Source organism: Acetobacter sp. DsW_54, assembly GCF_002153575.1.
GTDB lineage: Bacteria > Pseudomonadota > Alphaproteobacteria > Acetobacterales > Acetobacteraceae > Acetobacter > Acetobacter fabarum.
The window spans coordinates 39,503-52,644 of sequence record NZ_JOPD01000014.1 but is presented as its reverse complement, the minus strand read 5'-3'; the positions used below and the strand labels follow the sequence as shown (position 1 = coordinate 52,644).

Below are 13,142 nucleotides of genomic sequence, written 5' to 3'. Positions count from 1 at the left end.
GGGTGGTAGCGGTGATGCCAGCACACCGGACCATCTGCCGCTCAGCGTGCGCGATAGCCATATCATGTCAGGCGGTAGTACGGTCATCCACATTGGTGGCGGTTTTGCCGGGCAGGCCCAGATAACGCTTGCAACAGACCGTGTGCTGAACACACGTTTTGTGGACGTACCGAAAGAAGGGCTGGACGTGCCCGTAACCGCCACACCGGACTGGCATTCCGGTGCTTATGCACTGGTCACACTCTACCGCCCCCTCAACAGCCCCTCCGGCCTGCGCCCGCATGACCCTGTGCGGGCGGTTGGTGTCACGTGGATTGGTGTTAATCAGGACACGCATCGGCTGAACGTAACGCTTGATGCGCCCCGCACGGTCACGCCGCGCCAGCGCATCACCATTCCCGTAACAGTGCAGGCCAGTCAGGGTCTGCCAGTGGGGCAGGTGCAGGTTGCGGTGTCCGCGGTCGATCAGGGTATTCTCAACCTCACGCATTTCACGCCGCTCAACCTGTTTGATGCCCTTTACGGTCGCCCCCGCCTTGGGCTGGACATGCTGGACAACTACGGGTCTCTTCTGCTGAGTGATGCGAAAAACGGCCAGATCCGCTCTGGGGGGGATGCGGCCTCAAACGGCAGCAGCGCAGACGGCCCACCCGTGCGAACAACGGAAAGCGTTGCGCTGTTCGATGGTCCGGTCGCACTCGACAGCACCGGGCACGGCACGCTCTCATTCGATGTTCCGGATTTTGACGGCCAGCTTCACCTGATGGCCTCCGCCTGGAGCAAAGATGCCGTTGGCAACGCGCAGGCAGACATCACAGCGCGGGACCCGGTTTTCCCCGACTTGGGGTTGCCACGGTTCCTCGCCCCGGGGGATACGGCGCAGGCACAGGTCTCCATCATCAATGTTGATGCGCCATCCGCACCTTACGAGGTGCAGGTCACCACAGATGGGCCACTCCGTGTTCTCGGCTCCGGCACACTCAGCGCTCCTGTCAAACCCGGTGAGCGCGCTGACCTACGCGTTGCGCTGGCCGCCACCCCCACCCTACCGGGCCGTACTGCCATTGCGCATGTCCATCTTACATTGCGCCGATCCGGCTCATCAAAAGCCCTGCTGACGCGAAGCTGGCCCATCGGCATCCGGCTGGCGCATGTTCCGCTGACCGTCAGCCGGACTGCGCCACTCCCACCGGGCAGCCACAAAACGTGGGACCGCACGGAACTGGCGGGCTTCAACCCGGCAGACGCTCGGATAACCCTGAACATCTCCGCATCGGACGGCCTTGATACAGTCGGGTTGCAAGAATCCCTGCAATCCAGCGTCTGGGGGGATTCTGATACGCTGGCAGCTCAGGCCCGTGCGCTGCTGCAACAAGGCAACCCGCCCCACCCCGAGACACGCGACCACAGCAACACTTCGGGTAAATCCATCCAGTCAGCCATCAATACGCTTTTTGATCGCCAGAACCCGTCAGGTGAGGTTGGCCAGTGGGACCGCTCAGATGGCCTCAGCCTTCCCGATGATCTGGACTATCTTGCCGATTTCCTGATCCGGGCCAAAGCCGCTGGCTACACCGTGCCAGAGGACCGGCTCGGCCTGCTGCTCGACCATATTGAAAGCGAGCAGCTCCAGTCTCAAGACGTCGATGATGATGATCATGACAGTGAAAGGCAGGCAGAACGGCTGAATACTCGCGCTTACGCGGCATACGTGCTGGCCCGTGCTGGTCGCCTCCACCCAGATGCGCTCCATACTCTCGCGGCCTCGCTCGTTGCGCGGCAGGATGCTACCCGTGTCAGCTATGTCTGGGCTGACACGGCAGGCTCCAATGCACAGGCCAATCCTCTGGCCCTTGGGCATCTCGCTGTCGCACTCGCAATGGACGATGCACCGGAGGACAAGAGCACAACATCGCCAGAAGCACTGCTGGACGCAGCCATCGCGGCACTCGGGCCGCCCCGCACTGGAAAGCCGGATCTGTGGGATTACCGATACTGGACCTACGTGCGCGATCTGGCCGGGCTTGCTGCCCTGACCGCCGAAGCGCATGACGACCGGCGCACCCACCTGCTCATCGGGCGGTTTGGCAAGCTCTCTCTGTCGCCGGATATGCTGACAACCGCAACCAGAACGGCGCTACTCGAAGCCGCCAGCGCCCTGAACAAGGATACTGACGGGCGGAGCGTGCGTGTGCAGGGGCGCCCTAACTCCACACCGCTGCGCCTGCCGCTTACCTATCCGTTTGAGTCCGCCGCACTCGGGAAAGGCCTTCAGGTTGAAAATACCGGCAGGAAGATGCTGTTCAGCACTCTGACCGTGCAGGGCGAACCAGCCGGGGCAGTCAAACCTCTCACCAACGGGCTGACACTGACCATGCAGGGCTTTACCCTGACCGGCCAGCCATTTGACCTGACCCACATGCAACAGAATGACCGGTTTATCGTCAGCCTCAAAGGCACTGCCCTCCACCCTGGTCATTATCTGGTAGGCCTCACCAGCCTGCTACCTGCCGGATGGGAGATCGAGAGCATTGTGTCTCCTGATGAAGCCGTATCTGACGACCATGACGGGGATGACGCTGAAAACGACAGCACAAAGCCCCCTTATGCTTTTCTGGGCACGCTCAGTAACACCGAACATGCTGCCGCGCTGGATGATCGGTTCAACGCTTCGGTAAGCTTCACAACGCAGTCTCCTAGCCTTGCGATGCGGAGCTTCCATGTCGCTTACATCGTCCGCGCCATTACGCCGGGCCGCTTTACTCTGCCTGAAGCGATGGTCAGCGCACGGAGTTTTCCGAGCCTGATGGCGCGCACGGCATCAGGGACTGTCGAGATCACCGCGCATTGAAGGCCCCCCTTCACCTTGCCAGAAACTGTACGCTCGGCCTGCTGCTTACCAGCCTCATTCCGGCTGGTCTGCTGGTGGCCGACCGTTTTAATCCACCAGACCTACATCGGGCCGAGCAGGCAGCCCTTCTGGTTCAAGCCCGCGACCATACGCTGCTTGACGGCCATACAAGCCGCGATGGCTTCTGGCGTCTGCCGATTGAAAGCCAGGATGTTGACCCGACCTACATAAAACTTCTGATGGTAACGGAAGACCACCGCTTTGAAAGCCATCCGGGGGTTGATCCGCAGGCCCTCGCACGTGCCATCTGGCAACTGGCCCGGCGCGGTCATATTGTCTCGGGTGGTTCCACGCTGGCCATGCAGACAAGCCGCCTCCTTACCCCGCACCGTCATACATGGGGTGGCAAGCTGCGCGATATTCTGCGCGCCCTCCAGCTTGAATGGCGCTTCGGCCGCCGGGGTGTGTTGAACCTTTACCTTGCGCTGGCGCCTGAAGGCACGAATATCGAAGGCATCCGTGCCGCATCCCTGCTTTATTTCGGCCATGAGCCCCGCCACCTAACGCCTACCGAAGCCGCGTTTCTTGTAACTTTACCCCGGCGACCCGACGCACTACGCCCGGACCGCCACCCTGATGCTCTGCTGAACGCTGCGCACCGCACACTGCAACGCGCCACTCGATTACAGCCTGTTGCATGGCCAACACCAGATACACGCGGCGTACCGCATGACGCCCCTGAACTCGCTGGCCATTTTCTCAGCGCAGGGCGCAGCGGCGTGGTGGTGACAACGCTGGATGCAAGGCTCCAGCGCAACGCACGGCAGGTGCTTGCCAGCCACCCTGCGTCACTACGTGGAACCTTTGCAGCCCTGATTGTCGACCATGAACGGCAGATTGTGGCATGGGTCGGGGGGGGCGAACATAAAGCTCCGGGCAATGCGATAGATGCTGTTTTGGTACCCCGCTCCCCCGGCTCCACACTCAAGCCGTTTGTCTATGGCATGGCATTCGAAAACGGCTGGATGACGCCGCACACACATGTGCGCGATAGCCGACTTGCCATTGGCGGCTATGCCCCCAAGGATTTTGACCACACTTTCCGGGGGGAAACCACCGTGAGTGAAGCCCTTCAGCTTTCACTCAATGTGCCTGCCATTCAGGCACTGGAGCGGGTTGGCCCCTCCCGGTTCATGGACCGCCTTTCCGCCTGCGGTGTACGGTTGCGACTGCCAGAAAACCCGGATGGCACACAAAGCGCACCAAGCCTTGCGATCGTTCTTGGGGGAGCAGGCATCTCACTCCATGACCTGACAATGCTGTATGCGGCACTCGACCATAATGGTCACGTTGCCCCCCTACGCCGTGAACCGACAAACCTGAAATCGGCAGCCCCTGCACCCGAGACAATCCTGCTGCCCAGCAGAGCAAATGCCGACATTCGTACAATCCTGCGGAGCACCGCTCCACCGGCTGGTGTCGCTTCATGGGAGGGCGTTGCCTTCAAGACAGGCACATCCTACGGCAATCGTGACGGATGGGCGATGGCCTCTACCCCGCAGGCAACAATCGGTGTCTGGGCCGGACGCCCGGACGGCACAGCCTCTCCCGGGCTAACCGGGCGGGATACGGCAGGGCCAGTGCTAGCAGCACTCCTCTCTCTGCTTTCTTCCCCCCCGCATACATCAGCCTCGTCAGCCAGTGCCCAACCTCACCGTGCAGTTGCAGTCCTGTCACCTGCTCTGCGCAGCTTGCAACAACGGCAGGCACCACAGATCATCTTCCCGCGTAATCACTCCGAAATTGAAAGCAGTTCTTCCGAAGGCACGATGCTTCCTGTTGGGTTGGAAGGCTCCGGCGGCCATCCGCCTTATCATTGGTATATCAATGGCATTCCGCTGGATGTGTCGCCAGGTGCGCAACCATCCTGGACGCCCGATGCTCCCGGCTTTGCCCATATCACTCTTGCAGATGCGCAAAACGCCCATGCGACTATTGATATTCGTATACGGTAGAATGGAACCCTCATGCAGCGTCAATTTATTTGGTTATAATCTTGAACGACAATATATAATTGATAATTATCAGAATAGAACATGCATTAAATGCCAGAACTACAATCGCAGAAGCGAGAAACAATGAAAAATTTCTCAAAACGCAAACTCCCATTTTCTTTGGAAAAAGAATTTGGCGAAATTAGAAGATCTATGAAAAATTCTGTGAACAATAAAGTTCAGATAGTTGATTACATAAAACACGATATCCAATTCATAAGCACTCTAGGTTTGAGTAATTTAACTATTTTCAATAACAAAAAATCTGAATGGTTTATGGAGTTTGATGGCGAATTGGCGTCAGAAAATGCGGCATCCATGATGGACTATTATGTTCAATGCTAATAGAGAAGCATATACCTTTTCCAAAAAGAGGAAATTTCATTTTATTTCCAGATCAAGAAGATCATATATGGCCGAATGATAATACATGTGGGATATATTTTACATTACCAGCATATAGAAGTGAAGAGTTTGAGATTAATATGGAAAAAATTGGAATTTTGGCCATTTGGGTTGTTCCAATAACAAATTCAGATAAAGATATTATTGAAAATAACGGGTGGGAATATTTAGAAGATTATTGGGATGACAATAACACTGATTTACATAATCCATTCCGGAAATAATATGGAATTATTGGCTCGGAGGTACTGAAGAAACGTGAATTGAAAACTTTTCTACCTGATCTTGGGAGTAGCCGGTTGACGAAGAAGATTCATGGACCTGTTTTAGTTAATCCGCTCCATAAAGAGAAAACCACGCATGTTGTGGATGATATTGGCCAGTCCAATCCTCATGATGGCTCGCACGATGCCTACGGTTCAGACGAACAGCCCCGTTCGTGATTGCTGATCCGCAAAGGCATGTAAGCCTGTGCACCCCTTCGCTCAGTTCAATAAATGAATAAGTCCTGACGTTAATGATATGGTGGTTTGACTGCCACAACGTCAATTTCTACCAACCAACCGGGTCTGGACAGTTGCGCCACCCCAAAAGCCGACCTGACCGGCAGGTTAGGCTGCTCTCTGGTGCCAAAAAATTTTGTGTAGCCTTGCATCATGCCTTCAAAGTCCATTTTTTTGGTCTGCGCATCTGCAACCATAAAAACATGCATCTGCACCACATCCCCCATACCTAGCCCCATATCTTTAAGAATATCCTTAATCCGCTTCAGGCTTTCTTCCGTCTGGGTTGCCATGGAACCATAGGCTTCCACACTTTTGGCAGGGGCAGCAAGATTTGTTATGGGCGCACCAATACCACTGACATAAACAGTTGAGTATCCTGCTGGCACCTCAATGGCTGAGGCAATGGGGTATGCGGCCTCATTATGCCGGACAACGCCGCCTTGCGCCCACACGGGGACTATGTCACCCATTGCAACAAAAGCCGTTGACGCAAACAGGGTGGTAGCAACAAGCACTTTGAAGATACGCATGGACTTATTACTCCACCGCTTGTGTCAGGTTTTGGCACATAAACGCAATATCTGCAGGGTTAAGGACGTATTTGTAGTTATTGCCAGAATGAGTGCGAATATACGCCACTACATCAGCCACCTTTCGGTCATTCAGCAAGCCCGAAAACCACGGCATACCACCTTAACTATTCAGGATACTGCTTGCAGGTATATGGTCATTTACAAATGTGGGAATGCGTGCTCCCGCCCCTTCATGCAAGCATCCAACGTAAGAGGCATCTCCCCTGCTCCACCGCAAAGGCTGTAACACCACTTTGCGTAACCCATTCCGGATTAATAACAAATACAAAATCCGAGTATTTCTGCATCTTTGGCATAAGAGCACTGCCTGTTCGCTACAAACAGTAAATCGTGCTTTTGCACAGGTCCGGTTCTATAGGCGATGGTTGGCGATCACGGTCGCGTTGAATGAACGACGTTTCGCAATGCAATATGCGTTTATACTGTGGCAGCATGCCCTTTGCGGGCAAAGGATGAGCGTATTCCCATAAGCTGGCGATATTTGACAACAGTGCGCCGTGATACACTGACCCCCTGCTGCTCCAGAACTTCGACCAGAGCGCTGTCAGAAAGAGGGTTATCTGGTTTTTCTTCCCGCACAACCCTGCGCAGGCAGGCTCTGGCAGCAGCCGCGGCCCGTGGCGGGGCCTGCCCGTGGCGGCCCACCCCGGCTGTAAAAAAGAAGCGTAACGGCAGAACCCCATCTGGTGTGGACATGTATTTGTCCGCCACAAGCCGGCTGACCGTACTTTCATGCACCTGCATGTCCTGTGCGATCTGGAACATGGTAAGCGGATGCAATGCCTCTACACCCCGGTTTAAAAAATCGGGCTGACGGGCCAGAATTTTCTGCCCTAGCAGAACAAGGCTTTTGCGCCTTTTGGCAACAACATTCAAAAGCCAGCGTGCATTGGTCATCCAGTCCTTGACCTGCTCTTTTTCACGCACGCTCATGCGCGTGGAAAGCTGGCTCCGCAATTGCGTATTCAACGTCAGGCCCTGTGCCGGGTCTGCATACGCAAACACATGCCATATGCCCTGTTCGTCCTGTTCAACGCGCAGTTCGGCACGGCGCAGCAGGGCTGGTTCCATAGCCTGCCTGCAATAAGGGTATGGTTCCAGACGTTGCAGGGTCAGGAGCATCTGCTCCAGTTCCTGCGCACTCACGCCACAGAGCGTTGCCAACCCGGCCCGGTCCCCTTTGACCAGACGGTTAAGGTTAGCCAGCAATCTGGTAAATGCTTCGTTTAACAGCCCTTCATCATCAAGCTGTACGGCAAAACATTCGGCAACAGAAAAAGCCCCAACCCCCACCGGCTCCAGCCTGAGCAGGTATTGCCGGGCCTCTTCCGCGCAGGCCCGCACAACGCCACGGCTCTGGCAGAATGTATCCAGCACGGTGGAGGATAAGCGGCCATATTCATCTACTTCTTCCAGCAGCAGCGCCGCCAAACGGCAAAGCCATACGGGCCTGACGGAAAGTGCGATCTGGCGGAGCATCTGCTCCTCAACCGATACATCAGCCGAGGCCAGCCGCTCGGCCGCATCCTGGGTAGAGGCCGCACCAGACAGGTCGGGACGGCCCGCGCCCCGATCACACTCCCAGTCTGGCAGTTCTAAAAAAGGGTTCTGCTCCACCTGCTGGGCGATATAAGCATCCATATCCGCTTGCGGCAGACGCAACAGCCGGAGCGCCTCGCGCATTCTGGGTGTTACCGCAACACCCTGTTTGTGGCGGACCTTTTGCTCCAGAACCGTGCGCATGGCGCAGACTCAGCTCCTGGTATGTGGCACGGGAGCCATGCCCTCCGCCCGCCGGAGTGCCGCTTTATCCCACAGAAAAACGCCAGCCCATAACGCCAGAAATACTGCCAGAATAACGCTGCCCAAAAGTGGGAAATGCTCCGCAAGGGCAGACCCTGCGGCACCATCTTCCCCCAGCCCGGCCACATATTCCGTAGCCCCAACCCCAACGGCCGCCAGTGCGGATATGCTGGTAATGGCCAGATTATAAATCTGGCGGCGGGTACGCGTATGTGCGCTCCAGCCATAGGCGCGCATCATCAGCACCGCATCCAGCGTGTCTATGGCAGACATGCCTGCGGTAAACAGCAACGGGAACATAAGAATACCCACAAGCCCCAGCCCCTGCGCGCTCTGGGCCGCAGCCAAACCCAACAGGCCGACCTCGGTTGCCGTATCAAACCCCAGACCAAACAGGAAGCCCAGCGGATACATCTGCCACGACCGCCCGATAAGCCGAAAAGCCGGGCCAAACAGGCGTGCCATCACTCCACCCGGGGGTGTATCGGGCATATCGCTGTTGTGCCGCAACGCATGCCATTGCCGCCAGGCCGCATACACATTGTACGCCGCCATAAGGAACAGAAAGGAGATGGAAACCGCCGAGCCAACACTCCCCCCCACAAGGTGCCAGCGCTCCAGCCAGTCATGCGTCGGCAATACTGCCAGAAAGAGCACGGCAAGACACACAACCGAGGAATGCCCCAGAGAAAAGAACAGCCCCACCCCCAGAGGAGAGCGCCCGGCCACCATAAGCTTGCGGGTAACAAGGTCGATGGCCACAATATGGTCCGCATCCATGGCGTGGCGCAGGCCAAACACCCATGCCAGCAAAGCGGATGCCAGGAGCGTGGCATTCCCCCCAAAACAGAACCATGCCGCCACCCAGGCCAGCACGTTAAAAAACAGCAAAGCCGCCAGAAGCCTGTAACCCTGCATGGAGCGGGCCACCATGCCAAAGGAACTTAAAGCCGGAACAGATGGGTTTTGCCGCATATTAGCAAATCCTTGGCAATTGCTCGCCTGATGGCATGGTTAAAACCCGTGCACCACCAAACTCATTAACAACATGAACAGCCCCCTGCCCGCTGGCACTGGCTTGCAACGTGCCAATAATGGCAGCATTGCGCCCCAGCGGGTGGCTTTGGATGGCGGCAAGTGCGTGCTCCGCATGGCATGCGGGAACAACGGCCACCAGTTTGCCCTCATTGGCCAGAAACAACGGGTCCAGCCCCAGAATTTCACACACCCCTTCCACTTCGGGGTGCACTGGTAAAGCGGCCTCATTCACCGTCACCAGCACGTTGCTGGCCTCTGCCAGTTCGCTCAGCACCCCGGCAACGCCACCGCGCGTGGCATCCCGCATGCAGTGCACACCGGGGACAGCACGCAAAAGGGTATCCACCAGCGTGTTCAGGGGTGCGCAATCACTTTGCAGGTGTGTCTGAAGGGCCAGATCTCCACGTGCGCACAATATGGCGGCCCCATGGTCCCCCAATGTGCCATTGACCAGCACCACATCCCCCGGCTGCCCTGCGGCAATGCTTATGGTGTGTTCGGGCCGAATAACCCCGACCCCGCTTGTGGTTACAAACAGCCCGTCGCAGGCATGGCGGGGCACAACCTTGGTATCCCCCGTAACAATACGCACACCAGCCTGCGCTGCACTCCGAGCCATGGCCTCCACCACCCGGCGGAGCAGGGCAAGTTCCAGCCCTTCTGCCAGCACAAATGCCGCCGACAGGGCAACAGGGGTAGCACCACCCACAGCCAGATCGTTAACCGTGCCGCACACGGCCAATGTTCCAATATTCCCACCGGGAAATTCCAGTGGTTCCACCACAAAAGCATCTGTTGTGAATGCCAGCCTGTCCCCCGCCTGCGCCAGTGTGGTCAGGTCCAGCCGGGCCTGATCTTCCTGCACTGCTGAAGGGCCTTGAGTGAAGGCTGCCAGAAAAACCTCATCAATTAAGGAGCGCATGGCGCTGCCGCCACCACCATGTGCAAGCGTAATGCGGCCATCTGCACCAACTCCAGTTAGAGTGCCGGGCATTATGCTGCCTCCCCTACGCCATGATATTCGTAATACGCTGCGCAAGCCCCTTCGGAGGAAACCATAAGCGCACCGGATGGATGGTCCGGCGAACAGGCCCGCCCGAACGCCTGACATTGCGGGGGCTTGATCCGCCCTGTCAGCACATCCCCGCAACGGCATTGCTCCTGGTCCGCCAGATGGTGGGGGAGCACGGCAAAGCGTTTTTCCGCATCAAAACGGCTCCACTCAGCCCGCAATTGCAGACCGGACCCTGCAATCTGGCCAAGGCCACGCCATTCGCATGCTTCCCGGACCTCATAAACCCGCGCAATGGCGGCCATGGCAGCCGGGTTCCCCTGTGCGGCCACCACGCGTGCGTACTGGTTTTCCACCCGGGCATCCCCCGCCTCAATCTGGAGGAGCACCATCAGGAGGGATTGCAGGATATCCAGCGGCTCAAAGCCCGCCACGACCAACGGACGTTTGAACTCCTGTGCAATAAAGGCATAAGGCTCCGTGCCGATCACCATGGAAACATGGCCGGGGCCAATAAACCCATCTACAGCAAAGTCGGGTTGTTCCAGCAGTGCGCGCAAGGTGGGAATAATAGTGATATGCTGACATAGAATAGAAAAATTGCTGATTTTTTCTGCACCAGCTCGCAAAACAGTCAGGGCGGTGGATGGCGCTGTGGTTTCAAACCCCAAAGCAAAAAACACGACCTGCCGCTCCGGGTTGGCCCGTGCCAAGGCCAGCGCATCCAGCGGGGAATACACCATACGCACATCGGCCCCCGCAGCGCGGGCCTGTAACAGGCTGCCACTGCCACCGGGCACACGCATGGCATCGCCAAATGTGGTCAGGATCACACCGGGCTTGTGCGCAATGGCTATGGCATCTTCAATACGCCCTTTGGGCAGAACACACACCGGGCAGCCCGGACCATGGGCAAACTCGATATTGGCAGGCAACCGCCGGTCCAGCCCATAACGGAAAATCGTATGTGTGTGCCCGCCGCACACCTCCATCACCGTAACAGGGCGCTTGCGGGTACGCCCGATACGCTCGGCGACAAGGTTGATCTGCGCCAGAAGTGCTTCAGCCAGATACGGGTTGCGGAACTCCTTTACAAACTGCATGGCTCAGGCCCGCGCGCTGTTACGCATGGTGTCCAGCTCCCCTGCCAGTTCATCCATGCTGGCGAGCAGCCTCAGGGTTTCCTGCGCTTCTGCCTCGTCTATCCGGCTCATGGCAAAACCTACATGCACAAGCACCCATGTGCCCACAAGCTCGGCCAGCGGTTTGCCCGGTTCTGCAACACACAGCACATCCACCTGCCTGCGCACGCCAGATACGTCCACCTCGGCCAGCATGGCCTGTTCATCCACAATTGCCGTTATGCGGCCGGGAATACCAAGACACATTTCAGGAATTTCCCTTCTGTAAACTCTGTTTTCCCGCATCGGGAACAATACCGTAGCGCTCAAGCTTGGCCCGCAGCCCCACGCGGGAGAGGCCCAGTTCACGCGCGGTCAGGCTTTTGTTCCAGCCACACCGGGCTATGGTTTCCATCAGCACATCGGCTTCCAGCGCGTCCATGCGTTCCTGCAAGGTGCCGCTGTCATGCACAGTTGGTTCAGCGGCAAGTGCTGCCTGTGGTGTGACCGTAACGGGCCCCACCCCCATAAGCATGGGGGAAAGCAGGTCCAGCCCCAGACAGTCACTTTCCGCCAGCACCAGCATGCGCAAGATTTCGTTTTGCAGTTCACGCACATTGCCGGGCCAAGCGTAACGCACCAGCACGTCCATAACGCCGGGTGCAAAACCGCGCACATGCCGCCCGTGCCGTGCGCAGGCGGCGTCCAGCAGGTGCTGTGCCAGAACATGAATATCCGCAGGCCTGCTCCGAAGCGGGGGGATGCTCAGCACCATGCCTGTAAGGCGGAAATACAGATCCTCCCGGAACCGCCCTGCCCGTACCTCTGCCCGCAGGTCCCGGTGAGTTGCGGCCAGTACACGCACATCCACACGCGTTGTCTCGTTTGTGCCAAGGGGGCGGAACTCGCCTTCTTGCAAAAAACGAAGGATCTTGACCTGAAACGCGGGAGAAATATCCCCAATCTCATCCAAAAAAAGCGTGCCGCCGTCAGCTTCTTCCACAAGCCCCCGGCGATTTGCATGTGCTCCGGTAAACGCGCCTTTACGATGGCCGAACAGTTCGGATTCCAGCAGGTCATCCGGTATCGCCCCGCAGTTGACGGCAACAAATGCCCCGGCACTACGCTGGCTGGCGTAATGTACTGCCCGGGCCAGCAACTCCTTGCCTGTTCCGGTTTCACCTTCAATCAGCACCGGAATGTCGAACACCGCTGTTTTGGCGGCCTGCCGGCAAACATCGCACATCGGGCTGGCTGGGCTGCGGATGATGGAGTCAAAATGGTAGCTGCCTGCCACCCGCTCCCGCTGCTGGCGCAAACGCCCTTCCACCACAGGTGGCGCCAGCCTGAGTTCGAGCGAAAGACGCTCGTATTCCCGCTGCATGGCAAAAAGCTGTGTGGCATTCCGTGCGGCCAGCAAAAGCTGGTCCGGGTGCCACGGCTTGGTAATATACTGGTAGATACCAGCCTGATTAATGGCGTCTATCATGTCGTCCGGTTCGGTGTAGCCGGTTACGATCATCCGCACGATGTCAGGCCAGCGGGCGCGCACTTCTGCCAGAAACTCCACACCACTCATGCCCGGCATCCGCTGGTCGCAAAAAATGGCATGGACCCAGTTATTTTCCAGCAAGGCGCGGGCCTGCTCCACGCTGGTTGCGCTCAGAACCTCAAAGTCTTCACGCAGAATACGAGCAATAACCTCCACGGAGCGCGGTTCATCATCAACAACCAGAATGCAGGCAGGTGCTACCACTTT

11 protein-coding genes and 1 pseudogene are annotated in these 13,142 nt (G+C 57.5%); 4 read left to right on the top strand and 8 right to left on the bottom strand.

Annotated features, from left to right (window positions below):
- The first annotated feature begins 64 nt into the window (after nucleotides 1-64).
- The 4 genes from HK20_RS07415 to HK20_RS07400 all read left to right on the top strand — a co-directional run bounded on the left by HK20_RS07415 (nucleotide 65) and on the right by HK20_RS07400 (nucleotide 5,534).
- Entirely contained in the window at nucleotides 65-2,851 is a 2,787-nt protein-coding gene (locus tag HK20_RS07415; protein ID WP_086646453.1) for an alpha-2-macroglobulin, read from the top strand.
- Complete coding sequence (locus HK20_RS07410; protein WP_086646452.1) at nucleotides 2,848-4,866, top strand: transglycosylase domain-containing protein; 2,019 nt, start codon at nucleotides 2,848-2,850, stop codon at nucleotides 4,864-4,866. The genes HK20_RS07415 and HK20_RS07410 overlap by 4 nt, the downstream gene beginning before the upstream one ends.
- Before the next feature lie 90 nt (nucleotides 4,867-4,956).
- Nucleotides 4,957-5,250, top strand: coding sequence for a hypothetical protein (locus tag HK20_RS07405; protein ID WP_143296468.1), 294 nt, complete (start codon nucleotides 4,957-4,959; stop codon nucleotides 5,248-5,250).
- The gene (locus HK20_RS07400) at nucleotides 5,244-5,534 is read left to right on the top strand and encodes a suppressor of fused domain protein (protein ID WP_086646450.1); all 291 of its coding nucleotides are present in this window, start codon (nucleotides 5,244-5,246) and stop codon (nucleotides 5,532-5,534) included. Before HK20_RS07405 ends, HK20_RS07400 begins: the two co-directional genes overlap by 7 nt.
- Nucleotides 5,535-5,636: 102 nt before the next feature.
- On the opposite strand, the pseudogene HK20_RS13170 reads toward HK20_RS07400, so the two are convergent.
- The 8 genes and pseudogenes from HK20_RS13170 to HK20_RS07365 all read right to left on the bottom strand — a co-directional run.
- Nucleotides 5,637-5,774 (bottom strand): annotated as a pseudogene (locus HK20_RS13170) (IS5/IS1182 family transposase); the annotation flags it as partial.
- 50 nt (nucleotides 5,775-5,824) lie between these two features.
- Nucleotides 5,825-6,346 (bottom strand): RidA family protein, encoded by a 522-nt coding sequence (locus HK20_RS07395; protein ID WP_086646449.1) that lies wholly within the window; start codon nucleotides 6,344-6,346, stop codon nucleotides 5,825-5,827.
- A gap of 480 nt (nucleotides 6,347-6,826) precedes the next feature.
- Entirely contained in the window at nucleotides 6,827-8,152 is a 1,326-nt protein-coding gene (gene rpoN / locus HK20_RS07390; protein WP_086646448.1) for an RNA polymerase factor sigma-54, read from the bottom strand.
- Nucleotides 8,153-8,161: 9 nt separating this feature from the next.
- On the bottom strand, nucleotides 8,162-9,187 hold the full coding sequence (locus HK20_RS07385) for a HoxN/HupN/NixA family nickel/cobalt transporter (protein ID WP_198943897.1): 1,026 nt from the start codon (nucleotides 9,185-9,187) through the stop codon (nucleotides 8,162-8,164).
- 1 nt (nucleotide 9,188) lies between these two features.
- The gene (gene hypE, locus HK20_RS07380) at nucleotides 9,189-10,244 is read right to left on the bottom strand and encodes a hydrogenase expression/formation protein HypE (protein ID WP_086646446.1); all 1,056 of its coding nucleotides are present in this window, start codon (nucleotides 10,242-10,244) and stop codon (nucleotides 9,189-9,191) included.
- Nucleotides 10,244-11,365, bottom strand: coding sequence for a hydrogenase formation protein HypD (gene hypD / locus HK20_RS07375; protein WP_086646445.1), 1,122 nt, complete (start codon nucleotides 11,363-11,365; stop codon nucleotides 10,244-10,246). Before hypD ends, hypE begins: the two co-directional genes overlap by 1 nt.
- Nucleotides 11,366-11,368: 3 nt before the next feature.
- Entirely contained in the window at nucleotides 11,369-11,650 is a 282-nt protein-coding gene (locus HK20_RS07370) for a HypC/HybG/HupF family hydrogenase formation chaperone (RefSeq protein WP_086646444.1), read from the bottom strand.
- Nucleotide 11,651: 1 nt separating this feature from the next.
- Nucleotides 11,652-13,139: a sigma-54 dependent transcriptional regulator gene (locus tag HK20_RS07365; RefSeq protein ID WP_086646443.1), complete on the bottom strand. Its 1,488-nt coding sequence runs from the start codon at nucleotides 13,137-13,139 to the stop codon at nucleotides 11,652-11,654.
- Nucleotides 13,140-13,142 lie beyond the last annotated feature (3 nt).

Bases quoted from the DNA above. Each gene is read 5' to 3' on its own strand.
- HK20_RS07415 (WP_086646453.1), top strand. From the start codon at position 65: ATGTCAGGCGGTAGTACGGTCATCCACATTGGTGGCGGTTTTGCCGGG.
- HK20_RS07405 (WP_143296468.1), top strand. From the start codon at position 4,957: ATGCCAGAACTACAATCGCAGAAGCGAGAAACAATGAAAAATTTCTCA.
- HK20_RS07400 (WP_086646450.1), top strand. From the start codon at position 5,244: ATGCTAATAGAGAAGCATATACCTTTTCCAAAAAGAGGAAATTTCATT.
- HK20_RS07395 (WP_086646449.1), bottom strand. From the start codon at position 6,346: ATGCGTATCTTCAAAGTGCTTGTTGCTACCACCCTGTTTGCGTCAACG.
- rpoN (WP_086646448.1), bottom strand. From the start codon at position 8,152: ATGCGCACGGTTCTGGAGCAAAAGGTCCGCCACAAACAGGGTGTTGCG.
- HK20_RS07385 (WP_198943897.1), bottom strand. From the start codon at position 9,187: ATGCGGCAAAACCCATCTGTTCCGGCTTTAAGTTCCTTTGGCATGGTG.
- hypE (WP_086646446.1), bottom strand. From the start codon at position 10,244: ATGCCCGGCACTCTAACTGGAGTTGGTGCAGATGGCCGCATTACGCTT.
- hypD (WP_086646445.1), bottom strand. From the start codon at position 11,365: ATGCAGTTTGTAAAGGAGTTCCGCAACCCGTATCTGGCTGAAGCACTT.
- HK20_RS07370 (WP_086646444.1), bottom strand. From the start codon at position 11,650: ATGTGTCTTGGTATTCCCGGCCGCATAACGGCAATTGTGGATGAACAG.